Here is a 22782-nt window from a genome sequence, read left to right as displayed (position 1 = left end):
AATTATAGGTGGCTGTGGTCAGCGCCCATCAGTCGAATAGAGAGGTAAGTTGGGCCAAGCTCTCGCCCATGGTCACCCGTTCGCTGATTTGTTGCTGGAGGAAATTCTCTATCCGGTCATGCAACTGGATGGCCTGGTCGAGCACCGGATCGCTGCCCGGCGCATAGGCGCCGACGCTGATCAGGTCGCGGCTGCGCTCGTAGCGCGAGAACAGCTGCTTCAGGTGGCGCGAGCGGGTCTGGTGCTCGGGCGAGGTGATCGAGTGCATGGCCCGGCTGATCGACTGTTCGATGTCGATCGCGGGGTAGTGGCCGGCCTCCGCCAGGCGGCGGTTGAGCACGATGTGGCCGTCCAGGATGGCGCGCGCCGAGTCGGCGATCGGGTCCTGCTGGTCGTCGCCCTCGGTCAGCACGGTGTAGAAGGCGGTGATCGAGCCGCCGCCCATTTCGCCGTTGCCGGCGCGCTCCACCAGGATCGGCAGCTTGGCGAACACCGACGGCGGATAGCCCTTGGTGGCCGGCGGTTCGCCGATGGCCAGCGCGATCTCGCGTTGCGCCATGGCGTAGCGGGTCAGCGAATCCATGATCAGCAGCACGTTCTGGCCCTGGTCGCGGAAGTGCTCGGCGATCGCGGTGGCGTAGGCCGCGCCCTGCAGGCGCATCAGCGGCGGCGTGTCGGCCGGGGCCGCCACGACGACCGAGCGGGCCAGGCCTTCCTCGCCCAGGATCTGTTCGATGAATTCCTTGACCTCGCGGCCCCGTTCACCGATCAGGCCGACCACGATGACGTCGGCCTCGGTGTAGCGCGCCATCATGCCCAGCAGCACCGACTTGCCGACGCCCGAGCCGGCGAACAGGCCCATGCGCTGGCCGCGGCCGACGGTCAGCATGGCGTTGATCGAGCGCACGCCGACGTCCAGCGTTTCGGTGATCGGCGCCCGGCCCAGCGGGTTGGCGGGGCGGGTGTTGATCGGCGCGCTGTCGGAGGCGTGCAGCGGACCGAGGCTGTCGAGCGGGCGGCCGGCGCCGTCCAGCACGCGGCCCAGCAGTTCGGGGCCGACCGGCAGGTGGCGCGCGCGGTCGCTGGGGCGGCGGCGCGGGTGGCTGACGCTGCCGGGACGGGGAATGGCCGGCTCGACCGGGAATACGCGGGTGCCGGGCACCACGCCTTCGACATCGCTTTGCGGCATCAGGAACAGCTTGTCGCCCTCGAAGCCGACCACTTCGGCCTCGATCTTGCCGCCGGACGGCAGCGGCACGGTGCAGGCGGCGCCCACGGCCAGCCGCAGGCCGACCGCTTCCATCACCAGGCCGGCCACGCGCGTGACGCGGCCCGACACCTGCATCGGCTCGACAAAGCCGACCAGCGCGCCGCAATCGTGCAGATAGGATTTCCAGCGGCCGGCATGCGGGCTGGCCGGAGCGGCGGCGGGTGGGGTTGCGGCGTCCATGTCAGGCCAGCCAGTCCACTTCTTTGCCGAGCGCATGGCTCAGGCGCTGCCAGCGCGCGGCGGCGGTGGCGTCGATCTGGTTGCTGGCGGTATCGACCTTGCAGCCGCCGCGGCCGACCTGCGGGTCTTCGACCACGCGCCAGCCGCCCTTGTCGAGCTCCTCGCCGATGCCGCCGCGCACCACGGCGGCGTCGTCGGGATGCAGCACCAGCAGCGCCGGCTGCTGCAGCACCGGCAGGTATTCGATGGCCTCGCGCACGATCGGCAGGATCAGCTCGGGCTTGACCTGCAGCGCGTTCTTCAGCATGCCCTTGGCCAGTTGCAGGGCCAGTTCCAGCACCTCGCTGGCGATCAGCTGGTCGGCCTCCTGCAGCGAGGTGCTGAAGCTGGCGGCCAGGCTGCGCAGGTGCTCCAGCTCATCGGCCGTGACCAGCTTGCCGGCCTCGACGGCGTCGGCGTGGCCGGCCGCGTGGCCTTCGTCGTAGCCGTCCCTGCGGGCTTCCTCGCGGATCGCTTCCAGTTCCTCGACGGTGGGGTAATCCATCGGCGGCGGCAGCGGCGGGCCCATTTCCAGCGCCTCCTGCTGTTCCTGCAGCGCCTCCTGCACGCGCTGCTCGGCGTCGAGCTGGGCCTGTTCGGCGTCGCGCTGGCGCTGCTCGGCTTCGCGCAGCGCGATCACGCTGGGACGCTCGTCGCCAAACGAGGTCATCTCCCAGCGCTGGAACGCCGACTGCTGTTCTTTCGGTAGCATGGACATTAGACGAAGGAATCCTCACCTTTGCCGCCAAGCACGATCTGGCCTTCGTCGGCCAGGCGGCGGACGATCTGCAGGATCTGCTTTTGCTGGGTTTCCACTTCGGACAGGCGCACCGGACCTTTCGATTCCAGGTCCTCGCGCATCATTTCCGACGCACGGGCCGACATGTTCTTGAAGATCTTGTCGCGCAGCTCCTGCGACGCGCCCTTCAAGGCGATGATCAGCATTTCCGACTGCACTTCGCGCAGCAGCAGCTGGATGCCGCGGTCGTCGATATCGATCAGGTTGTCGAACACGAACATCTCGTCCATGATCTTCTGCGCCATGTCGTTGTCGTAGTTCTTGATGTTGTCCATCACCGAGCCTTCCTGCTCGCCCGACATGAAGTTGAGGATCTCGGCCGCCGCGCGCACGCCGCCCAGCGACGATTTCTTGATGTTCTCGTTGCCCGACAGCAGCTTGGTGAGCACGTCGTTGAGTTCGCGCAGCGCGGCCGGCTGCACGCCGTCCAGGGTGGCGATGCGCAGCACCACGTCGTTGCGCAGGCGGTCGGTGAAGTGGCCGAGGATCTCGCAAGCCTGGTCGCGCTCCAGGTGGACCAGGATGGTGGCGATGATCTGCGGGTGTTCGTTGCGGATCAGCTCGGCCACGGACTGCGAATCCATCCACTTCAGCGATTCGATGCCGGACGCGTCCTTGCCGCCCAGGATGCGCGACAGCAGCACCGAGGCCTTGTCGTCGCCCAGCGCCTTGGTCAGCACCTGGCGGATGTACTCGTCCGAATCCAGGCCCACGGTGGAGGCGGCCGCGACCATGTCGCGGAAGTTGTCCAAGGTGCCCACCACTTCCTCGTGCGGCACGTTCTTCATGGTCGCCATGGCGGCGCCCAACTTGAGCACTTCGCGCGGGCCGAGGAACTTCATCACCTCGGCGGCCTCGCTCTCGCCCATGGCCAGCATCAGGATGGCGGCCTTTTGCAGTCCGGTATTCTCAGTCATTTGCGCCTATCCATTCTTTGATCACGTTGGCAACGATGCGCGGATCTTCGGTGGCCAGTTTCTTGGCCATGGCCAGATTTTCGCGGTAAGAGCGCACGGTGTTTTCTTCCATCTTGCGCAATTCTTCTTCGGCGATGAGGGCCTCGTCCGGGCCGTCCTCGACCACTTCCTCCGGCTCTTCCGGTTCCGGCTCCGGCGCGTTGATCTCGTCGATCTTCTTGAACACCGGACGCATCATCGGCTTGACGATGCGCAGCACGATGTACAACAGGATCAGCGCGGTGATCAGGAACTTCGCCAGATCCTTGGCCATCGGCAAGTTGGCCGGGTCGCGCCACCATTCCGGCGGCGCTTCGAACGGCTTGTCGACGCCGTCGAACGGCGAATTGGCCACGCTGACGGCGTCGCCGCGGTCCTGGTTGAAGCCCATGGCCTGCTTGACCAGGTCGTTGATCTTGGCCATCTCTTCTGGAGTATAGGCCTTGATGGTGACTTTGCCATCCTTGCCGACGATGCGTTTGTAATTGACCACCACCGCCACCGTCATGCGGCGCAGGCCGCCCATGCCGCGCTGCTCGTAGCGCACGGTCTTGTCGACCTCGTAGTTGGTGGTCGATTCCTTGTGGTTGGGGCCGGTGGCCGTGGTGCTGGCGGCCGCGCCCGGCGGCGTGCCCGGCGCCGGCGCGGTGGTGGTCGGCGAACCGGCGGTCTGGGTCAGCGGCGCGGTGGCGGTGCCCGGCGGTTGGTTCGACAGCGCGCCCGGGATGCCGCCCGGATTGGTGCTGCCGTTGTTGCCGTTGGTTTCGCTGCTCTGCTGGCTGCGGATGGCCGACGCGGCCGGCGGCGAGTTCGGCTTGTAGGTTTCGGCCGCCTGTTCGATCTGGGCGAAATCAACGTCGGCGGTGGCCTCGGCGCGCACATTGCCTTCGCCGACGATGGGGATGATGATCGACTCGACCTGCTTGATGACCTGCAGCTGCATGTCCTTGACATACTTGAGCTGGGTCTCGTCCATGTTCTTGGCGTTGAGGCCGGCGCTGCCGTTCTTGCTCTGGTCGGAAATCAGGTTGCCGGCCTGGTCGATGACGCTGACGTTGGCCGGCAGCAGTTCCGGCACGCTGGAGGCGACCAGGTGCACGATGGCGGCGGTCTGGGCTGGATCGAGCTGGCGGTTCGGGTGCAGCGTGACGATGACCGAGGCGGTCGGTTTTTGCTGGTCGCGCACGAACACGGACGGTTTCGGCAGCGCCAGGTGGACGCGGGCGTTCTCGATCGCCGCCAGCGACTGGATCGAGCGCGCCAGTTCGCCTTCGAGCGCGCGCTGGTAGTTGACCTGTTCGAGGAACTGCGACACGCCCAGCTTCTGGTTCTCCATCAGTTCGAAGCCGACGTTGCCGCCCTTGGGCAAGCCCTGGGCCGCCAGTTTCAGGCGGATGTCGTGCACCTGCTCGGTCGGCACCAGGATGGCGGTGCCGTTCTCGGAAAACTTGTGCTTGACGTTGAGCTTGTCCAGTTCGGCCGTGATGGCGCCGCCGTCGCGGTCGGTGAAGTTGGAGAACAGCACGCCGTAGTCGGGCGGTTTGTTCCACAGCCACAGGCCGAGCAGGATGGCGGCGATGGCCGCCGCGCCGGCAGCGCGCAGGAAATTGCGCCCCATCGGCGTCTGGATGAAGGGCAGTTTCTCGGCTCCGTCATCCGCGGCGTCGGCTGCTGTGTCGTTGTCGATAGGTTCGGCTACGGCCATGATGATAGTTTTCCGGTGCGAGGTTCTAGAGAGGATGAGCCATTATCACCCGGTTGCGGGTAAATCAATCGGCCAAACAGAGCGCCGTTTACGGTCCTGCTCGGCCATGGGGACTGGCCTTGCTCTTGGTATTCTGGCAGCACTGAGAGAGCCGTGCCGTATTGTAACGCCGCGCTCGGCTGTGTCGTGGGAATTTATTCCACGACAGCAACAAGATGGAGAGTGAAATGAAGACAGGTGGAATAGACGGCAGCCAGATCCAGGCCATGATCGCCCAATTGAAGGCGCACGCCACGCGACCGGGGCTGACGCCGCCGGTGATCAAGACCGAGGCGCCGCCGGCGACCAAGGTGGAGTTTTCCGACGCGCTGAAAAACGCGCTCGACGGCGTCAACACCAGCCAGGTGCAGGCCGACGACATGGGCAAGAAATTCGCGATGGGTGACGACAGCGTCAACCTGTCGGACATGATGATCTCGATGCAGAAGGCCAGCATCAACTTCCAGGCCACCATCCAGGTGCGCAACAAGCTGGTCTCAGCCTATCACGACATCATGAACATGCAAGTATAACACCGGGGTCAGGTCTGACATTCGGACACGAGCTCTGCCGTAGCGGTTGCTACGGCAGAGCTCGTGTCCGAATGTCAGACCTGACCCCGGCGTTGACCCCGGCGTTAAATCAGGCCGGCGATGCGGGCGTTGCGTTCGCGTTCCAGCTTGGTGATGTAGCGCTGCACATAGGACAGCATGCCGCGCGAGATGTTGACGAACTCGCAGCCCAGGCGGCGGTTGGTCTTGTTGTTGAGCAGCGTCAGGTCCAGCGAGTTGCGGATCTGTAGCGAGGTCGCCACCTGGCCCACTTCCGGCAGGTCGAGCTTGCAATCGAGGTAGTTGCGGCCGATGGCGTCGCCCAGGATCATCTTGTTGTCCAGGATGGCGATGCCGCCGCAGCTGATGTCGGCCAGCGGGAAGGTGGTGCTGCCGCCCAGCTCCTCCGGCAGCGGGATCAGCACCCGCACCGGATTGGTCACCGGCGTCGAAATGCGGTAGTACTCGCGCCGCTGCAGGCGGATCAGCGACGCCGGCACGGCGATCTTGAACGCCGGACTGCCCTCGAAGGTCGCTGTTTCGATGCGCTCGGCACCGAACAGGATGCGCACCTTGTCCAGCGTGGTCTCGAACGACAGCCGGCGCGAGGCCAGGATGCGCTTGTTCTGCTCGCGGTCGATCGAACAATCGAGGTAGACGATGTTGTGCTGCTCGTCCACTTCCAGGATCGAGGTCACGCAGACGTCGGATTCGCCATGGATCAGCATGCGGATCAGCTGATTCTTTTCGCCGATACCGCGCAGCAAGGAGATGATCTCCTTCCGTGATTCGACTTCAAAATCGTGCCAATTTTCCAATTCCGCATCCTGAAAGTGTGGGTACATCGGGCGTCAAGTTTCCGTAAGGGGGATGCTGCTGTCCGGCGCCGCTGGGAGCGGCAACCCGGACTTTTGCGCTGATTCAATATGATATAGCCACGCTAATAGTTCCGCAATCGTCCTATAGAGCGTGGGTGGAATTTGTTGATCTAGATCTACATCCATGAGCAGAGATACAAGCTCCTTGGACTCGTGGATGAACACGCCGGCCTCCAGCGCGACGCTGATGATCTGCTCGGCCACCAGGCCGCGGCCCTTGGCCACCACCTTGGGCGCCGGCGCGCCGTTCTCATAGGTCAGGGCCACCGCCTGCTGCAGCGGGCGGCGCCGCAGGTCGTCGGTCATGGCGCTTCCTGGGCGATGGTCAGCGAGGACAGCGGCGCGCCGGCCGCCTCCATCGCCTGCTCCAGCACGCTGGCGTAGGCGCGCAGCGTGTCGGCGCTGTCGCCGTCGTCGGCTTGCACCTGGATATGCACCTGGCCGCCGATCAGCGTCACCGCCGCCGACACCGCGCCCAGCATCGGGAAGCGGAAGCGCACGCCGCTGCGCCAGATCTGTTCGGGTTCGCCGTCGGCGCCATTGCCCTCGTCCTTGCGGCCTTCGCGCCGGTCGCGGCGGATTTCCCATTGCATCTGCTGGCCCGGCCACGCTTCGCCGTGCCATTGCACCCGGCCTTGCTCGTGGGTGTGCAGTTGCTGGTTGATCAGCTGCGCGGCGCTCAGGTCGGGACCGTTGGCGGCGGCGCGGGCCGCGCTTTCACCGCTTTGCAGCATGCGCTGCATCTGCGGCTCGCGCATCAGCTCGGGCAGGGTGCGCTCGCCCTTGACCCATTCGGTGACATGGGATTCGTAGAACAGGCCGCTCTGCGAGATGGTGTCTTGCAGCTTTTGCGCCAGTTGCTCGGCGGCCGGCGCGGCATTGCCGAACAGCGCGCTCTTGCCGACCAGCGCCAGTTGCGCGCCGGCGCTGCCCTGCGCCGTGCTGAGGACGGTGGTCAGCACGCGGGCGGTGTTGCTCAGCGTGGTTTGCGGCGTGCTGGGGTCGAGGTCGGGCAATTCGTTGGACGGCGTCAGCGGCGCTTTGCCGAGCAGGGTGGCGGCCAGGCTCTGCGGTTTGACGCCTTCTGCCGGGACCGTGCCGCCGGTCGTTGGCGCGGCGCTCGCGGCGCCAGCCTGGGCGGCGGCAGCGGCACCCGCGGCAGCGCCGGCACCGGCACCGGCTGTCGAGGCGCCGGCAGCAGCGGCTGGAGCAGGGGCAGCGGCGGCGGCGGCATTGGCGGCCGCGCCAGCTGCGGCCGCCGTGCCTGGCGTTGTCATGGCTTGCGTCGCTGCGTTGGCGGCGGTCGCCGGCGTGTTGCTGGGACGGCTTGCCGCCGCGGCTGGATTTTCGGCGGTTTCAGCGGCGGCGCCCGCCGCCGCTGCCGCGGCTTGCGCCTCGCCCGCGGCCGGTGTTGGCGCGCCTGCCGGCGTTCCGGCCGCCGTTGGCGTGCCCGCTTTGAGCTGGCCCGGCAGTCCATCCGCCTCGGCCGGCAGGCCCGCTTCGGCGCCGGGCGCGGCCGTCTGGCCCGGCGTGCCGGCGCCTGCCGCAGGACGGGGCGTGGCAGGCGGTGCGGCCGGCGCGTCCTGCGAGGGCAAGCTGGGCGAGTACAGGCCGTCGCCGGCCTCGGCCGGTTCACTGTAGACCAGCGTGGCCGAGCTGCCGGGGCTGTTATTGCCGAGCTGGAAAGTGGGGCGGGGATGGGCGCTCAGCACGGTCAGCGGGACTTCGGCGCCGACCTGCACTTGCGGCGGCAGCATCATGCGCACCGCGTTGTCGGCCACCTTGACCAGGAAGCTGCCGTCGTTGAACTTGGACAGCACTTCGGCCGTGACCGATTGGCCGACCAGGCTTTGCAGCGCCCGTTGGAAGGCCGCCTGGCGGCCGTCGCCGACCGGCGCGACGCCGCCCACATCGGCCGCCGGACCGACCGGCAGGATGGTGACCAAGGGCGGCAACATGGCGCGCCCCTGCTTTAGACGCTGCCGTAGGCGTTGACGACGCGCCGTTCAGTGCCGGTGGAGCTGATCAGTTTGGACAGTTGCGCCATCCACGGCATGGTCAGGTCGCGGATCTGGCGGTCGGCGTTGAGCATCTGGTGGATCAGGCTGATTTTGCGTTCGCGCTCGGCGCCCTGCATCGGCTGCGCCGGTTCCTGCTCGCGCAGCGCCTGCACGTGGGCGGCGCAACGCTGTTCCAGCAGCACCAGCCGGTCCCAGTCGCTGCTGGCGGCCGCTTGCACCATCTGCTCGGTCAGCTCGGCCATGGCGGCATACACGGATAAAATGTCTTGACTCGTCATCATGGATCAGGCGCTCGCGAGATTGGTGGGGCGGATGCCGGTGGCGGCAGGGGTGTCGGCGATCGCATTCCAGGCGTCGCGCAACTCGGTCAGCAGGCGCTGCACTTCTTCCAGTATCGCTGGATCGTTGTTCAGGTTGGCCGTCAGCAGGCGCGCGCTCATGTATTCGTACAGCGCGTCCAGGCCCTCGGCGATTTCGCCGCCGGCCTTCTTGTCGAGCGCGGCGCGCAGGCCGCTGTCGATGATCATGATGGCCTTGGAGATCGATTTGCCCTTTTCGCCGATGTCGCCGTTGCGCATGCCGTTCAACGCGCTGTTCAGCGCCACCAGGGCACCGTCGAACAGCATGACGATCAGTTTGTGAGGACTGGCGGCGACCACGCCGGTTTCCATGCCAACCTTGGCATAGGCGCTTACCCCAGTTTGTCGCGATCCAAACATACTCTGTCTCCTGTTAAAGCGTTAGCGGTTATTGCTTGGCAAGCGCCGCGAACTGTTGCGTCAAGAATGACGCGGTGGTATTCATGCTGGCGATCGAGGTGTCGAGCGCCGTGTATTGCGCGCGGTAGCGCGCTTCGATGTCGCTCAGGCGCGAGGCGAACGCGTCCCTCTGCTTGGCGACGTCCTTGACTGAATTGTTCAGGCCGGTGGTGCGGCTGGTGATCGCGCCCTTGGCGCCCAGGTAGCCGGCCGCCAGCGAGTTGAGCTGGTAGGCGTAGCCCTGCGAGAAGCCGAAACTGCCGCGCGAGCCGGTGGTGTCGCCGGTGATCGTCAGCTTCAGCCCGTCGACCGGCGCGCCGGGCGAGCCGGTCAGGGTCTGGCCGCTGCCGCTGGCGGTGTAGCCGCCGATGGTGCCGGCCACGTCCAGGCCGTCAACCGAGGCGCCGGCGCCGAAGGCGGCCGAGATGTCGGTGCCGGTCGCGGTGGCGACATGGATGTTCGATTTGGCGCCGTAGCTGGTCGAAGCGAGCTTGAGCTTGCCATCGTCGCCGATGGTGGCGCTGACGGTGGCGCCGGCGTTGGCGAACGCGCTGACGCCGTTGATCGACGATTGCAGCAGCGTGGCCAGCTGGCTGGGGTTGTAGCTGCCGGCCGGCAGCGAAATGGTGGCGGTGTTGGCCAGCGTGGCCGGCTTGGTGTCGTTCAGCGTCACGGTCCAGGTGGTGTCGGTGTCGATCACGGTCTCGGCCGGCAGCACGGCGGTGCCCTGCAGCGTGCCCTGGGTGGCCAGCTGGGTGATGTTGATCGCGTAGTCGCCGGCCTTGCTGTTGGTGCCGGAGCTGACGAACTTGACGTCCGGATCGCTGCCATGGCCGACCGCCGCGAACAGGCCGGCGATGTCGTTGAAGTTGTTGGTCACGGCTTTTTGCAGCTTGGCGTTGTCCAGGCTGAGCGTGCCGTCCTTCTGGAACGAGATGCCGATCTGCGACAGGTTGGTCAGGCTGGTGCCCTGCAGGCCGGTGATCGAGGTGCCCAGCTGGCGGCGGATCGACGCCTGCAGGTTGCGCAGCGTGGTGTCGCCCAGCAGCGGGCCGCCGGTCTTGGTTTCCGGGTCGTAGGCGCCCAGCTGCGCGATCTGGCCGCTCAAGTCGTTGTAGGCCTTGACGAAGCCGTTGACCGAGGTGGTCAGCGAACCGCTGTCCTTGCTCACCGACAGCGACGAGCTGCCGACCTTGAGGGCGTTGATGCTGATGCCGCTGATGGCGCCGTTGATGCCGGTGCTGGGGCTGGTGACGGCGATGCCGTTGACGGTGGCCAGGGTGTCGGCCGCCGACGCCTTCTGGCTCAGATTCTGGACCCCGCCCGGGTCGTAGCCCAGCAGCGTCACCAGGTCCGGCTCGGGCGGATTGCCGCCGGAGCCGGCCAGCGTGATCTTCATGGTCGAGCTGGCGCCGGTGGCCGACGAGGTCAGGATCAGGTGGTTCGGCTTGGCGTTGGTGCCGGTGGCGCCGTCCGAGACGATGCTGGCGGTGACGCCGAAGTTGCCCTTGTTGATCGCCGCCATGATGCCCTGCAGCGTGTTGTTCGAGCTGTCGATGACGATGTTGCCGCTGGTGCGGCTGGAGTCGGCCGCGAAGCTGGCGCCGAGGTAGGCGCCGCCGACGCCGGCGGTGAAGCCGGCCTTGCCGGGGTCGGTGCCGCCAACGGTGATCGGGCTGCCGTCGGCCGACACCAGCGTGATCGAACCGACCGCCGTGGTGCTGGAGCCGATGTTGGCCGTGCCGCTGTTGCCGATGCCGCCGGTGACGCTGCCTTCGACCGCTTCGGCGACGGCGATGTTGCTGCCGTCGGCGTTGAGAAACTGCAGGTCGCCGCCGGCGGCCGTGCCCGTGACGGTGATGTTGGCGTCGGCCAGCGCGCGACCGACGGCGGTGGTGGGCGCCAGGGCGGCGTCGAGCGCGGCGGCGGTGACGCCGCCGGCGGCGCCAGCCGCCACACCGGCGCCCTGGGCGGCGATTTCCACGCCGCCGACCGTCAGTTTGTAGGTGCCGCCGCCGCTGGTGTCGACATTGCCGAAGCTCGACACGCCGGCGGCGCCGAACAGGGTGGCGCTGGTGGCGGTGGCGGCGGCCTTGGCCGACACGCCGGTGGTGGTGCTCTTGGCGTTGATGGCGTCGGCCAGCAGGCGCGCGCTGCGGGTGCTGCCGTCGGTGGCGATCGCGGTGTTGTTGATGCTCAGCGAGCCGGGCGACAGGCCGCCGCTGGTCAGGCTGGCGCCCAGCGGCAGGCCGGCGATGCCGAAGGTGCCGCCGCTGGTGGTGCCGAGCGAAAAGTTGATGGTGGTCTTGCCGCCCAGGCCGATGGCGGCGGTGGTGCTCTTGTAGCCGGTCGAGGCCAGCGTTTGCGCCTGCGCGATCTGGCTGATGTTGACGCGGTAGTTGCCGGGCTGCGCGGTGCTGCTGGCGGTCGCCGTCATCACGGTGGTGTCGCTGGGCGCGCTGATCAGGGTCTGGAAGCTGGAGACCGAGGTCAGGCCGGCCAGCGCCGTCTGGAACGAGCCCAGCGCGCCGGATAAATTGCCGAACGCGGACACCTGCGCCAGATAACTGGCCGACTTCTTGTCGTAATCGGCCAGCGGTGCCGATTCCACCGCCATCAGCTTGCTGACGATGGAGTCGACCGGGATGTTCGAGCCGATGCCTGGTGAAGAGATGCCCACGTTGTGCTCCTAAGTAAAGCAATAATATAAGACAATATCGGCAGAATCAAACCGGACTTGAGAGGGGAGAATACCTGCCAGTTCAGGCAAAGCTGAAAAAACGGGCAGCGCTCGGCGGCGCGGGGCCTGGCGGGGCGGCGGTGGGGCTCCGCAACGGGCGTGGCCCGTGAGATCCGCGGCGGCGGCATGCCTGCTGACAGGATGCCATGAAGACAGAAAAAGCGGCGCGCGCGAGCGCGGCCGCTTCAGGCGGTTTGCTGGATCAGCAAGCCGGAGGCGCCGGATTTCGATTCCAGCGATTTGGCGATTTCCAGCGCTTCGGGCGAGGGAATCTGGCGCAGCACTTCCTTGGTGGTCTGGTCGATCACTTTCACCACGGTGCGCTTGGTGTCGGTGTCGACCGAGAACTCCAGGCCTTGCGACTTGGCTTGCGCCGACTTGTTCAGCTGCGCCACGGCCTGGTTGACCTGGTCCAGCGTCGGCACGTTGGCAGGACCTTTGACGGCGGCTACGGTGTCGACCGCCGTGGCCGGCGCGCGCGCTGCGCCGTGGGCAGCGACTTCGCCGCCGGCGGCACTGGCCGGGCGGTCTACTGGCCGGGCCTGCGGGGCCGAGCCGATGGTATCGATAGTCATGATGCTTCCTTTGTGAAAAATCCCCGCCTGATTAAATCAGCCGGGGAACCTTGTCAGAGCGACCCTACCGCGTCAACTCCTCCCCGGATTTTAGCCACGCAGCAGGGACAACACGCCGTTCGGCAGCGAGTTGGCCTGGGCCAAGATGGCGGTGCCAGCTTGTTGCAGGATCTGGCCGCGGGTCAGGTTGGCCGTTTCCGACGCGAAGTCGGTATCTTGAATCCGGCTACGCGAGGCCGACAGATTCTCGGTCGCGGTATTCAGGTTCGAGATGGTCGAAGCGAAACGGTTCTGGATCGCACCCAGCGACGCGCGGTTGCTGTTGATCTGGTTCAGGGCCGAGTCGATGGTCTTCAGGGCGGCGTTGGAACCGGACACGGTGCTGACGTCGAGCTTGGACACCGATTGCAGCGAGCTGGCCTGGGTGGCGGCGACGATGGCCTGACCGGTGCTGCTGATCGAGAAGCCATTGTCCGACGTGAAGTCCAGGTGGCCGCCGACGGTGATGCTGGAGCCGGCGCCGGCGTTGACGACCGGGGTGGCGCCCGTGTTGTCGACGGTGTCGGCGGTGCCGCCGATGCCGAAGGTCTGGCCGGCGGCGACCACGGCGGCGGTGGTGCCCGACGCAGGCTTGTCGGCGCCGCGCAGGAAGGCGGTAGCCAGCCCGTCGTCGGCCGCCGTGTTGGTGTTCTGGATCTGGATGTCGTTGCCGTTGGCGTCGCTCAGGGCGATTTCCTTGGCGGTGCCGGCCGAATTTGTCTTGATGGTGGCGCTGATGCCGGTCGTGCCGCTCTGGGCGTTGATGGCCTGCGCCAGCGAGGACACGTCGCCGCCCTTGACCTGGGCCGCGATGGTGACGGCGCTCGATTCCTTGTCGTTGGCCACCGAGTTGGAGCCGCGCAGGGTGAACTGGTAGGAACCGTCTTTCAGGCCGGTGGTCGGGTTGGCGGGATCGGAGCCCGACAGCGTGGCGCTGGTGACGGCCGAGGCCTTCACGCCGCTGGTGCCGGCCTGGCTGTTGATGGCCGCAGCGATGCTCTTGGCGCTGTCGCCGGTCTTGACCGCGACGTTGGTGGTGACGCCAGCGCCCGAGCTCAGGGTCAGGGTTTCGTCGGCGGCGACGTTGTTCTTGTTACCGGTGAGCGCTTCCGAGATGCGGGCGCCGGCGTAGGCCGAGGTGGCGGTGTTGTTGCCCAGGTCGGTGGCCTTGGCCGAGCCGACGCCGATATTGATGGTCTGGCCGGAGTTCGCGCCGACCTGGAACTGGGCCGAGGTCAGCGAGCCGTCCAGCACGTTCTGGCCGTTGAACTGGGTGGTGTTGGCCACGCGGTCCAGCTCGTTCGACAGGGCCGATACCTCGCCCTGGATCGACTTGCGGTCGGAATCGGAGTTGGTGCCGTTGGCGGACTGGACTGCCAGTTCGCGGATACGCTGCAGCAGATCGCCTGCGGTGCTCAAGCCACCCTCGGCCGTTTGCGCCAGCGAGATGCCGTCGTTGGCGTTACGTGCTGCCTGGGTATTGCCGCGAATTTGCGAGGTGAAGCGCTCGGAAATCGCCAGGCCGGCGGCGTCGTCTTTTGCGCTGTTGATGCGCAAACCGGAAGACAGGCGTTGCAGGGAAGTCGACAGCGAGGCTTGCGACGTGGTCAGGTTACGTTGCGAATTCAGCGATGCAATATTTGTGTTAATGACTTGTGCCATGATGTTTCTCCAGACTGATACTTCGATTCGGCAATATGCTCAGTTCCCATTGGTCTGCCTCCACGTTCCGAGACATTCAAACCGCTGTTGTAACTGGTAACGGTTGCCCAGTGGGAAAATTGAGGGCAGGAAAGGAGGGATTTTTTCTCTGGCTGGCCTAAAGTTCAACACCCATGCCCGTTTAAACGACAGCAATGGCGGAATCTTTAGGGCAAAAATAATTATTTTTCACCCTTGTTTTTGGGCAAAAAAAAGCCCGGCGGGCGCCGGGCTGGGGGCTGGGCGAGCAAACCGCGGCCTAGTCGGCCACCACCACCCGGTTCTTGCCGGTCTGCTTGGCGGTGTACATGGCCTTGTCGGCCCGCTTGACCAGTTCGGTCTGCTCCTCGTTGGGACGGCGCAGCGCCACCCCGGCCGAGAAGGTGATCAGCACTTTCTCGTTGTCGTGCAGGAAGAAGTGCTTGGTCAGCTCGCGCTGCAGCCGGGTCATGGTGCTGGCCGCCGCCTCGACCGAGGTTTCCGGCATCAGGATCAGGAATTCCTCGCCGCCGAAGCGGGCGATCACGTCCATCGAGCGCAGCGTGTCCTTGACGATCTTGACCAGGTGCTTGAGGGCGGCGTCGCCGGCGATGTGGCCGTAGGTGTCGTTGAGCTTCTTGAAGTCGTCGAGGTCGAGGATAGCGATGCACAGCGGCGTGCCGCGGCGGTCGGCGCGCGCGGTCTCGCGCTCGAACACGTCGTCCAGGCCGCGGCGGTTGAGGCTGCCGGTCAGCTGGTCTTCACGCACCAGCTCGCTCAAATGCTGCAACTTCGCCTCCAGCGCGTGGATGCGGTTCTCGGCGTCCTGCACTTCCTGGCGCGCCAGCACCATCTTGTCGCGCGCCTTCAGGGCCTCGCTCTGCACCAGCCGGGTTTCCTTGAGCACTTCGTCGAGGATGTTGTTGAGCTCGGCGATATTGTCGGCCTTGCTGATCTTTTCCGAATAGCCGCCGATCTTCTCGTGGAAGTCGCCCGTCGAGGCCGCAACCTGGCCGAGGCGGTCGATAAAGGTCATCATCATGTTCTTGACGGTGAGCTTGACGTCCGACAGGCTGTGCTTGAGCTGGCCCTGCTTGTAGATCACTTCCTTCAGGCTGCGGGTGGCTTCCTCCAGCGCGCGCACGTCGATCGGGCCGGTGATCAGATTCTGCACCGATTCGATCTGGCCGCGCAGCCAGCTGTCGTCGTCGAGCAGCTCGCTGACGTTTTCCAGCAGCAGCTTGAACAGGCGCAGCAGCAATTCCTGCTGTTCGCCGCTGTCGCCGCCGCGCAATTCGATCTGGTAGCACAGCTGCTTCAGGCGCACGGCGATCTCGGCCAGCGCCTCCTCGCTGTGGGCCAGCTTGGTGGCCGCGCCCAGCGATTCGGCCTCGGCCACCAGCACCGGCGCGCCCGACAGCAGCGACGCCACGGCAAAGGTCAGGGTGCGGCTCAGCAGGTCGCGCAGGGTGCGGCTTTGCTCGTCCTCGGGCAGCAGGCCGGCCACTTCGATGCCGCCCTTCTTGCCGACGAAGTGCTTTTCCACCAGCTGCGACAGCGCCTTGGCATAGCCCTCCCAGTCGCGCGACTTGACGGCGCGGTTGAAGCGGCGGCCGAAGTCGGCCAGGTCGCCGGTGTTTTCGGTCAGGCGGGTGGCGAACTGGCTGAGCACCGATTCCGGGCCGGGATCGACCGCGCCTATCGGCGCGGCCGGCGCGGCGGCGACGCCGGCGATTTCATTGTAGATGTCGCGGTAAGCTTCCGGCGTTGGCGCGATGCGGCGCACGGCCAGGCGCTTGAACGCCTCGCGCGCGATCTCGGCCGGATTCTGCTCGGGAGTGGGTGGTTTGCTGGACATCAGATACGGCCTCGTAAAGGTTTGTTCATTAAACCATAATAAGTCCGGGCGCCGATCGGCATAGCTTGAATAAAAGGCCAGAAGGCATCTTTCATTAAGGCATCAAGCGTAGGCAAAGCGGCAAGCGCGCGGCGGGCGCCTATCGAATCGCTACTCATCAGTCTACTCTATCAGCTGGTTTTTGATGGCGTAATGGGTCAGTTCCGCGCTGTTTTTCAACTTCATCTTGACCAGCAGCCGGGCCCGGTACTCGCTGACCGTCTTGACCGACAGCGACAGTTCCTTGGCGATCATGCCCACCGTCTTGCCGGAGGCGATCATGGTCAGGGTCTGGTATTCGCGGTCGGACAGGCTGTCGTGCGGCGGCGCCTCGTGGTCCTCGCCGACGTGGTTGGCCAGTTCCTGCGCCAGCGCCGCGCTGATGTACTTGAGGCCGCCGGCCACCTGGCGGATCGCCGTCACCAGCTCGCGCGGCGCGCTCTGCTTGGTCAGGTAGCCGGCCGCGCCGGCCTTGAGCGAGCGGATCGCGTACTGGTCCTCGCGGTGCATGGACAGCATCAGCACCGCCAGCTCCGGCTTTTCCTTCTTGATCTGCTTGAGCACCTCGATGCCGCTGCGGTCGGGCATCGAAATGTCGAGCAGCATGACCTGGCAGTCCGACTTGCGGAACAGCTTGATGGCGTCCAGGCCGTTCTCGGCCTCGCCGGCGACGACGATGTCGCGCGTCTCGGCCAGGATTTGTTTCAAGCCTTCCCGCACGATGGCGTGGTCGTCGGCGATGAAGACCTTGATGATGGCTTTTTCTGACATGCGACTCTCTAATCCTATTTTTACTATTTCACAGCAGAAACGTTTTCACCCGCTATTGTAGCGCCGGCGGCCGCCGCGATGAGGGCCGCGCGTTCGGTTTCGCGCTTAATTTTGATCGCCACCACGGTGCCGCCGCCGGCCGCGTGGCTCAGCGCCAACGTGCCGCCCAGCGCGCGCGCCCGTTCTGCCATGCCGCGCAGGCCGAACGAGGCCGGTTTGGCGCGGTCGGCCTGGCGGATGCCGCTGCCGTTGTCGCCGATTTTCAGGCTGATGTGGTGGCGCAGCCGCGCCAGCTTGACGCTGACGCGGGTGGCGCCGGCATGCTTGGCGATATTGGTCAGCGCCTCCTGGGCGATGCGGAACAGGGCGGTGGCCTGGTCGTTGTCGAGCTCGATCTCGCGCTGGTTGGCGTTGAAGGTGCAGGCGATGCCGGTCTGTTTTTCGAACTCCTTGACCTGCCATTCCAGCGCCGCCGCCAGGCCCAGGTCCAGCAGCGCCGGGCGCAGGTCCAGCGAAATGCGGTGCACGGCGTCGATGGTGCGGTCGACCAGGGCGTCGACGTAGTCGGTTTTTTCGCGCAGCGCCGGGTAGTCGCCCACCTCGTCCAGGCGGGCGGCCAGCATGGCGACCGCCATCTTGATCGCCGTCAGGTTGCCGCCCAGCTCGTCGTGGATCTCGCGCGCGATGCGGGTGCGCTCCTGTTCCTTGACCCGCTCGGCGTGCGCGCTCAGCTCGGCCAGGCGGGCGCGCGAGTGGCGCACCTCCAGCTGTTCCTGCTTGCTCTCGCTGATGTTGGTCATGATGCCGTCCCAGCGCACCGCGCCGTCGGCCAGCGCGTGCGGCGTGCAGCGCAGGTTGATCCACTTGACGTCCTTCCAGGCGTCGACCCAGATGCGGCCTTCCCAGTTCCAGCTCCACAGCGCGGCCGCCGAGGCCTGCATGGCGTCGACGTAGGACTTGCGGTCGTCGGACAGGATCAGTTCGAGGAAGCGGGCGGGTTGCTCGCGCAGCTCGGCCGCCGTCAGGCCCAGCAGCGCCTGGCAGCCGTCGCTCAGGTAGGGGAAGGAGACGCTGCCGTCGGCGTGCAGCACGAACTGGTAGACCAGGCCGGGCGTGTTGGAGACGATGGCGTCGAAGCGCGCGCGCACCTGTTCCAGTTCGTCGGCCAGGGCCGCGCTGTCGGGCTGGGGGAGGGAGGCTGCGTTCATGGGAATGGTATAAATAGTATGGTGGAATCGGAGATCAGCGCGCGCGGAAGCGCCGCAGCAGGCGGCGGAAGCGCGCCATCCAGCTGCGCGGCGAGGGCACAACATGCTGGCGCCAGTGGCGCCAGCGTTGGGCCAGCGCGCTCAGCTGGCGCCAGGCGCGGGTGGCGCGCAACCGTTCGACCCAGCGCTCCTTGAGCGCCAGGAACCAGTGCAGCAGCCGGGCGAACCAGACGATGGTCATCAGCACCGGCCGCGTCAGCAGGAAGATGCGCGCCACCGCCGCCGCGCCGACCAGCTTGGCCAGCACGATCACCAGCAGGCCCAGCAGCGCGTGGCCGTGCGCCATCGCCCACAGCGCCAGCACTTTGACCGGGAACAGCAACATGGCCGGCAGCACGAACAGCGCCAGCGCCGCGTGCGGCCCCAGCGTGCAGATCCAGGCCTCCAGCCGGTGCAGCGGCGGCCAGGAAGACAGGCGGCGCAACACGCGCATGCCGACGTCCCACAGCCAGTCTTCCAGCAGCAACAGCAGGGCCGCCAGATAGACCAGCGGGGCAAACAGCGAGCGGCAGAAGCGGTGGAAGAGTTTCATCGTTGAAGCGTTGTTCTATCGTTATCATCATACGTGAAAGCATCGCCGGCGCGGGGAAAAACACCGAACGTGCACAACAGCCCCGGCGACGCACGAAGCCGTTACAATAGCCCGCATGAACAAAGCATTTGTCAAAGAGTCGGACCAGGACGACGACGAGGAAGCCGCGGCGCTGGCGTTGGCGATCCCGGCCGGGTCGAAGAACTATATCCGTCCCGAAGGTTACCAGCGCATCAAGCAGGAGCTGTTGCAGCTGATCGACGTCGACCGGCCGGAGGTGGTGCGCATCGTGCATTGGGCCGCGTCCAACGGCGACCGCTCGGAAAACGGCGATTACATTTACGGCAAGCGGCGGCTGCGCGAGATCGACCGCCGCATCCGCTTCCTGACCAAGCGCATGGATTCGGCCGCCATCGTCGACCCCAGCGTGCACCACGGCAGCGACCAGGTGTTCTTCGGCGCCACCGTCACCTATTGCAACCAGCTCGAGGAAACGCGCACCATCACCATCGTCGGCATCGACGAGCTCGATCCGCTGAACGGCAAGATCAGCTGGGTGGCGCCGGTGGCGCGCGCGCTGACCAAGGCGCGCGAAGGCGACGTCATCAGCTTCCAGGCGCCGCACGGCGTGGAGGAGCTGGAAATCCTCGAGGTGACGTATCCGGCCCCGGCTGCCGATTAGCGTGCGCCGCTGGGCGTGCTTGCTGGCGCTGCTGGGTTGGCAGGCGCAGGCGGCGGCGCTGGATCGCTATGTCATCGACCTCAATTCCAGCAAGTCCGAATACAACGACAGCCATATCCAGCGCCTGTTGACAGCGGCGCTGGAGGCCTCGCGCGCCAAATACGGCGCGTTCGAGGTGAAGATCTCGACGCTGCGCGTGCAGCGCGACCGGCTGATGCTGGAGATGATGAGCGGGCGCGACGTCAACCTGAGCGCGCAGGTCACATCGCTGGAATGGGAGCGCAAGCTGATCCCGGTGCGGATACCGGTGGACAAGGGGCTGTCGGGCTACCGCATCGCGCTGATCGACGGCCGCGACCAGGCCGAGTTCTCGAAGGTGCGCACGCTGGCGCAGCTCAAGGCCAAGAGCCTGGGGGCGGGGCGGCAGTGGAGTTCGACGGCGGTGTTGCAGCAGTCCGGCTTCACGGTGCAGACCGGCGCCACGACGTCGGGCCTGCACCGCATGCTGGCGGCGCACCGCTTCCAGTATTTTCCGCGCGCGATAGACGAGGCGCTGTTCGAGCGCGAAGAATATGCGCCCGGGTTTCCTCAGTTGGCGGTGGAGCGCAGTTTGGCGATCTATGTGCCGCTGCCGCGCTACTTCTTCGTCGGCGGGCAGCCGAGGCTGGCGCAGCGGCTGGAGTATGGCCTGCAACAGCTGATCGCGGACGGCCGCTTCGACCAGATCTTCCACGAGTTCTACGACGGCCTGATCGAGAAGGCGGGGCTGCGCAAGCGCCGCATCTTCAAGCTGGACAACCCACTCCTATCCCCGCAGACGCCGCTGGCCAACACGGCCTATTGGTACGATCCCTTCGAGCATCGTTAGTTGAGCGGAACCGGGGGTCAAGTCTGACATTCGGACACGAGCCCTGCCGTAACAGCTATTACGGCAGAGCTCGTGTCCGAATGTCAGACTTGACCCCCGATTTTTTTAGCTGCGCTCGCGCAGGATGCGGTTGACGCCGGCCACGCGGCGCACGTTGCGCAGCAGGCCCGCCAGGTGCACCCGGTCCTTCACCTGGATCGTGAAGCGCAGCTGGTGCAGCACGTGTTCCTTGTCCTCGTCCATGCCGACGTAGGTGATGTTGGCGTCGGACTCGCCGATCTCGGCCGCCACGCGCGCCAGGATGCCCTTCTCGTTGTTGATCAGCAGCTTGATGCGGCTGTCGAAACGGCGGTTCAGTTCCGTGCCCCACTTGACCGCGATCCAGCGGTCCGGCTCCTTGACCTTCTGCCGCTTGGCCAGCGTGCAGTCGCTGGTGTGCACCAGCAGGCCCTGGTCGCGGCGCAGCTGGCCGATGATGGAGTCGCCGGGGATCGGCAGGCAGCACGGCGCCAGTTGCACCGACACGCCCTCGCTGCCGCAGATGGTCACCGGATCGAGCTCGGCCGCGCTGTTGTGGTCGACCGGCGCGCTCGCCGATTCGCCGCCGCGCAGGCCGAAGATGTGGCGCGCCACCAGCGCCGCCATGCGCTTGCCGATGCCGATGTCGGCATACAGCTCGTCGAGCGACTTGGCGCTCGATTCGTTCAGCAGCCGTTCGGCCAGGTGCTCTTCGAGCTCCGGATTGATGCCCAGCGACGTCAGCGCCTGCGCCAGCAACTGCTCGCCCAAAGTGATCGATTCCGGCAGATTGATGGTGCGCAGGTGGTGGCGGATCGCCGAGCGCGCCTTGCCGGTGCGCACGAACGACAGCCACGTCGGACTCGGCCGCGAGTTGGCGTCGGTGACGATCTCGACGATGTCGCCGTTGCGCAGCTCGGTGCGCAGCGAGGCCGGCTCGTTGTTGATGTTGACCGACACCGTGTGGTCGCCGATGCCGGTGTGGATCGAGTACGCGAAGTCGATCGGCGTGGCGCCGCGCGGCAGGGCGATGATCTTGGACTTGGGCGTGAACACGTACACCGAATCGGGGAACAGGTCGACCTTGACGTGTTCGAGGAATTCGGCCGAGTCGCCGGTCTGCTGCTGGATGTCGAGCAGCGATTGCAGCCACGCATGGGTGCGCTGCTGCATGTCCGACAGGTTCGAGTCGCCGTTCTTGTACAGCCAGTGCGCGGCCACGCCCGATTCGGCGGTGCGGTGCATTTCCTGGGTGCGGATCTGGAACTCCACCGGCGTGCCGTACGGGCCGATCAAGGTGGTGTGCAGTGACTGGTAGCCGTTGAGCTTGCGGATCGCGATGTAGTCCTTGAACTTGCCCGGCATCGGCTTGTACAGCGAGTGCAGCGTGCCCAGCGCCACGTAGCAGTTCGGGAAGCTGTCGACCACCACGCGGAAGCCGTACACGTCGAGCACCTGCGAGAACGACAGGTGCTTGCTGCGCATTTTTTTATAGATGCCGTACAGGGTCTTCTCGCGGCCGTAGACCTCGGCCTCGATATTGGCCATGGACAGCGTGCTCTTGACCGATTCCAGGATCTTCTTGACCACCTCGCGGCGGTTGCCGCGCGCCGCCTTGACGGCCTTGGCCAGCGTGCGGTAGCGCAGCGGGTACAGGTGCGAGAACGACAGGTCCTGCAGCTCGCGGTAGATGTTGTTCAGGCCGAGGCGGTGGGCGATCGGCACGTACACTTCCATGGTTTCGCTGGAGATGCGCGCCTTCTTGGCCGGCGCCATCACCTCCATCGTGCGCATATTGTGCAGGCGGTCGGCCAGCTTGATCAGGATGACGCGCACGTCCGAGGCCATGGCCAGCAGCATCTTGCGGAAGTTCTCCGCCTGCGCCTCGATCTGGCTCTGGAACTCGATCTTTTCCAGCTTCGACAGGCCGTCGACCAGATTGGCCACCGGCGCGCCGAAGCGTTCGATCAGCTCTTCCTTCTTGACGTCCTGATCCTCCATCACGTCGTGCAGCAGCGCCGCCATGATGGCCTGCGCGTCGAGCTTCCAGTCGGCGCAGATCTCGGCCACGGCGATCGGGTGCGAGATATACGGCTCGCCCGATTTGCGCACCTGGCCCAGGTGCATTTCGTCCGAGAAGCGGTAGGCTTCCTTGACCTTTTTCAGGTCGGCGGCGTTCATGTACTCGGCCAGTTTTTCGGTCAGATGGGTGACGGAGGCAACGCCCGCGGTCAGGGTAGGCGTGGCCAGGGGCGACGAAGAAATCACAGGCGGGATGGGAGCTGGTGCGGATGAGGCGAGGGTGGTGGTGCTATCCCCTGCGTCGGCGCCTGACGTGGCAGCAGCCGGCGCAGCGGCCGGCTGGTTGGCCCGTGCGGGCTTGCCACTCAGTGTCGGATCGGCAGGGATCAGATTCATACGTTTGCGTTCCGTCTCGATGAGAATGTGAAATGAGGATATTCAATACCCGAATATCCCATACTTACTGCTAAACCGCACCATTCACATTGTTCGGG

21 protein-coding genes are annotated in these 22782 nt (G+C 65.9%); 3 read left to right on the top strand and 18 right to left on the bottom strand.

Annotated features, from left to right (window positions below; all coding sequences use genetic code 11):
- Nucleotides 1-28 precede the first annotated feature (28 nt).
- Genes fliI through fliF form a run of 4 tightly spaced genes read right to left on the bottom strand, consistent with a single transcriptional unit; the run spans nt 29 to nt 4949 of the window.
- Nucleotides 29-1450 (bottom strand): flagellar protein export ATPase FliI, encoded by a 1422-nt coding sequence (gene fliI, locus KVP70_RS10010; RefSeq protein WP_217942018.1) that lies wholly within the window; start codon nt 1448-1450, stop codon nt 29-31.
- 1 nt (nt 1451) lies between these two features.
- A complete protein-coding gene (locus KVP70_RS10005; RefSeq protein WP_217942017.1) occupies nt 1452-2207 on the bottom strand; it encodes a flagellar assembly protein FliH in 756 nt (251 codons plus the stop codon).
- Nucleotides 2207-3205, bottom strand: a complete 999-nt coding sequence (gene fliG / locus KVP70_RS10000) for a flagellar motor switch protein FliG (RefSeq protein WP_008451337.1) — start codon at nt 3203-3205, stop codon at nt 2207-2209. The genes KVP70_RS10005 and fliG overlap by 1 nt, the downstream gene beginning before the upstream one ends.
- On the bottom strand, nt 3198-4949 hold the full coding sequence (gene fliF, locus KVP70_RS09995; protein ID WP_217942016.1) for a flagellar basal-body MS-ring/collar protein FliF: 1752 nt from the start codon (nt 4947-4949) through the stop codon (nt 3198-3200). The genes fliG and fliF overlap by 8 nt, the downstream gene beginning before the upstream one ends.
- 227 nt (nt 4950-5176) lie before the next feature.
- Between fliF and fliE the strand changes: the two genes are divergently transcribed.
- A complete protein-coding gene (fliE, locus tag KVP70_RS09990) occupies nt 5177-5521 on the top strand; it encodes a flagellar hook-basal body complex protein FliE (RefSeq protein ID WP_217942015.1) in 345 nt (114 codons plus the stop codon).
- Nucleotides 5522-5625: 104 nt separating this feature from the next.
- Here fliE and KVP70_RS09985 read toward each other — a convergent pair whose 3' ends face one another.
- The 13 genes from KVP70_RS09985 to KVP70_RS09925 form a co-directional block, all read right to left on the bottom strand.
- Nucleotides 5626-6384, bottom strand: a complete 759-nt coding sequence (locus tag KVP70_RS09985; RefSeq protein WP_217942014.1) for a flagellar brake protein — start codon at nt 6382-6384, stop codon at nt 5626-5628.
- A 6-nt stretch (nt 6385-6390) separates the two neighbouring features.
- Nucleotides 6391-6723 carry an EscU/YscU/HrcU family type III secretion system export apparatus switch protein gene (locus KVP70_RS09980; RefSeq protein ID WP_217942013.1) on the bottom strand — a complete coding sequence of 111 codons (333 nt, stop codon included), beginning with the start codon at nt 6721-6723 and terminating at the stop codon, nt 6391-6393.
- On the bottom strand, nt 6720-8375 hold the full coding sequence (gene fliK, locus KVP70_RS09975) for a flagellar hook-length control protein FliK (protein WP_217942012.1): 1656 nt from the start codon (nt 8373-8375) through the stop codon (nt 6720-6722). The genes KVP70_RS09980 and fliK overlap by 4 nt, the downstream gene beginning before the upstream one ends.
- A gap of 14 nt (nt 8376-8389) precedes the next feature.
- On the bottom strand, nt 8390-8719 hold the full coding sequence (locus tag KVP70_RS09970) for a flagellar protein FliT (protein WP_217942011.1): 330 nt from the start codon (nt 8717-8719) through the stop codon (nt 8390-8392).
- A gap of 3 nt (nt 8720-8722) precedes the next feature.
- Entirely contained in the window at nt 8723-9157 is a 435-nt protein-coding gene (fliS, locus tag KVP70_RS09965) for a flagellar export chaperone FliS (RefSeq protein WP_217942010.1), read from the bottom strand.
- A 28-nt stretch (nt 9158-9185) separates the two neighbouring features.
- The gene (gene fliD, locus KVP70_RS35195; RefSeq protein WP_217942009.1) at nt 9186-11876 is read right to left on the bottom strand and encodes a flagellar filament capping protein FliD; all 2691 of its coding nucleotides are present in this window, start codon (nt 11874-11876) and stop codon (nt 9186-9188) included.
- Nucleotides 11877-12121: 245 nt separating this feature from the next.
- Nucleotides 12122-12511, bottom strand: a complete 390-nt coding sequence (locus KVP70_RS09955) for a flagellar protein FlaG (RefSeq protein ID WP_217942008.1) — start codon at nt 12509-12511, stop codon at nt 12122-12124.
- A gap of 90 nt (nt 12512-12601) precedes the next feature.
- Complete coding sequence (locus KVP70_RS09950; protein ID WP_217942007.1) at nt 12602-14212, bottom strand: flagellin N-terminal helical domain-containing protein; 1611 nt, start codon at nt 14210-14212, stop codon at nt 12602-12604.
- A gap of 298 nt (nt 14213-14510) precedes the next feature.
- The gene (locus KVP70_RS09945) at nt 14511-16088 is read right to left on the bottom strand and encodes a GGDEF domain-containing protein (RefSeq protein WP_217942006.1); all 1578 of its coding nucleotides are present in this window, start codon (nt 16086-16088) and stop codon (nt 14511-14513) included.
- Nucleotides 16088-16246 carry a hypothetical protein gene (locus KVP70_RS09940; RefSeq protein ID WP_217942005.1) on the bottom strand — a complete coding sequence of 53 codons (159 nt, stop codon included), beginning with the start codon at nt 16244-16246 and terminating at the stop codon, nt 16088-16090. The genes KVP70_RS09945 and KVP70_RS09940 overlap by 1 nt, the downstream gene beginning before the upstream one ends.
- Before the next feature lie 4 nt (nt 16247-16250).
- Complete coding sequence (locus KVP70_RS09935; protein ID WP_217942004.1) at nt 16251-16898, bottom strand: response regulator; 648 nt, start codon at nt 16896-16898, stop codon at nt 16251-16253.
- Nucleotides 16899-16921: 23 nt separating this feature from the next.
- Nucleotides 16922-18106, bottom strand: coding sequence for a sensor histidine kinase (locus KVP70_RS09930; protein ID WP_217942003.1), 1185 nt, complete (start codon nt 18104-18106; stop codon nt 16922-16924).
- Between the two features lie 34 nt (nt 18107-18140).
- Nucleotides 18141-18698 carry a hypothetical protein gene (locus KVP70_RS09925; protein ID WP_217942002.1) on the bottom strand — a complete coding sequence of 186 codons (558 nt, stop codon included), beginning with the start codon at nt 18696-18698 and terminating at the stop codon, nt 18141-18143.
- A gap of 115 nt (nt 18699-18813) precedes the next feature.
- Here KVP70_RS09925 and greB point away from each other — a divergent pair, with 115 nt between their 5' ends.
- Nucleotides 18814-19380 carry a transcription elongation factor GreB gene (gene greB, locus KVP70_RS09920; RefSeq protein ID WP_217942001.1) on the top strand — a complete coding sequence of 189 codons (567 nt, stop codon included), beginning with the start codon at nt 18814-18816 and terminating at the stop codon, nt 19378-19380.
- A gap of 1 nt (nt 19381) precedes the next feature.
- Complete coding sequence (locus KVP70_RS09915; protein WP_262311743.1) at nt 19382-20248, top strand: transporter substrate-binding domain-containing protein; 867 nt, start codon at nt 19382-19384, stop codon at nt 20246-20248.
- Nucleotides 20249-20353: 105 nt separating this feature from the next.
- Here the strand turns inward: KVP70_RS09915 and KVP70_RS09910 are convergent, their stop codons facing one another.
- Entirely contained in the window at nt 20354-22684 is a 2331-nt protein-coding gene (locus KVP70_RS09910) for a RelA/SpoT family protein (RefSeq protein WP_217942000.1), read from the bottom strand.
- Between the last annotated feature and the right edge of the window lie 98 nt (nt 22685-22782).

This window comes from Duganella violaceipulchra, assembly GCF_019166075.1.
Classification (GTDB): Bacteria; Pseudomonadota; Gammaproteobacteria; order Burkholderiales; family Burkholderiaceae_D; genus Rugamonas; species Rugamonas violaceipulchra.
The sequence above is the reverse complement of the archived record's forward strand: the minus strand, read 5'-3'. Positions and strand labels throughout refer to the sequence as shown.

Excerpts from the sequence above, each read along its gene's own strand:
- KVP70_RS09910 (WP_217942000.1), bottom strand. The coding sequence starts at position 22,684 with ATGAATCTGATCCCTGCCGATCCGACACTGAGTGGCAAGCCCGCACGG.
- KVP70_RS09945 (WP_217942006.1), bottom strand. The coding sequence starts at position 16,088 with ATGTCCAGCAAACCACCCACTCCCGAGCAGAATCCGGCCGAGATCGCG.
- fliG (WP_008451337.1), bottom strand. The coding sequence starts at position 3,205 with ATGACTGAGAATACCGGACTGCAAAAGGCCGCCATCCTGATGCTGGCC.
- fliE (WP_217942015.1), top strand. The coding sequence starts at position 5,177 with ATGAAGACAGGTGGAATAGACGGCAGCCAGATCCAGGCCATGATCGCC.
- KVP70_RS09940 (WP_217942005.1), bottom strand. The coding sequence starts at position 16,246 with ATGAGTAGCGATTCGATAGGCGCCCGCCGCGCGCTTGCCGCTTTGCCT.
- KVP70_RS09935 (WP_217942004.1), bottom strand. The coding sequence starts at position 16,898 with ATGTCAGAAAAAGCCATCATCAAGGTCTTCATCGCCGACGACCACGCC.
- greB (WP_217942001.1), top strand. The coding sequence starts at position 18,814 with ATGAACAAAGCATTTGTCAAAGAGTCGGACCAGGACGACGACGAGGAA.
- KVP70_RS09925 (WP_217942002.1), bottom strand. The coding sequence starts at position 18,698 with ATGAAACTCTTCCACCGCTTCTGCCGCTCGCTGTTTGCCCCGCTGGTC.
- KVP70_RS09980 (WP_217942013.1), bottom strand. The coding sequence starts at position 6,723 with ATGACCGACGACCTGCGGCGCCGCCCGCTGCAGCAGGCGGTGGCCCTG.
- KVP70_RS09950 (WP_217942007.1), bottom strand. The coding sequence starts at position 14,212 with ATGGCACAAGTCATTAACACAAATATTGCATCGCTGAATTCGCAACGT.
- KVP70_RS10005 (WP_217942017.1), bottom strand. The coding sequence starts at position 2,207 with ATGTCCATGCTACCGAAAGAACAGCAGTCGGCGTTCCAGCGCTGGGAG.
- fliK (WP_217942012.1), bottom strand. The coding sequence starts at position 8,375 with ATGTTGCCGCCCTTGGTCACCATCCTGCCGGTCGGTCCGGCGGCCGAT.
- fliF (WP_217942016.1), bottom strand. The coding sequence starts at position 4,949 with ATGGCCGTAGCCGAACCTATCGACAACGACACAGCAGCCGACGCCGCG.
- KVP70_RS09970 (WP_217942011.1), bottom strand. The coding sequence starts at position 8,719 with ATGATGACGAGTCAAGACATTTTATCCGTGTATGCCGCCATGGCCGAG.
- fliS (WP_217942010.1), bottom strand. The coding sequence starts at position 9,157 with ATGTTTGGATCGCGACAAACTGGGGTAAGCGCCTATGCCAAGGTTGGC.
- fliI (WP_217942018.1), bottom strand. The coding sequence starts at position 1,450 with ATGGACGCCGCAACCCCACCCGCCGCCGCTCCGGCCAGCCCGCATGCC.
- KVP70_RS09930 (WP_217942003.1), bottom strand. The coding sequence starts at position 18,106 with ATGAACGCAGCCTCCCTCCCCCAGCCCGACAGCGCGGCCCTGGCCGAC.
- KVP70_RS09955 (WP_217942008.1), bottom strand. The coding sequence starts at position 12,511 with ATGACTATCGATACCATCGGCTCGGCCCCGCAGGCCCGGCCAGTAGAC.
- KVP70_RS09985 (WP_217942014.1), bottom strand. The coding sequence starts at position 6,384 with ATGTACCCACACTTTCAGGATGCGGAATTGGAAAATTGGCACGATTTT.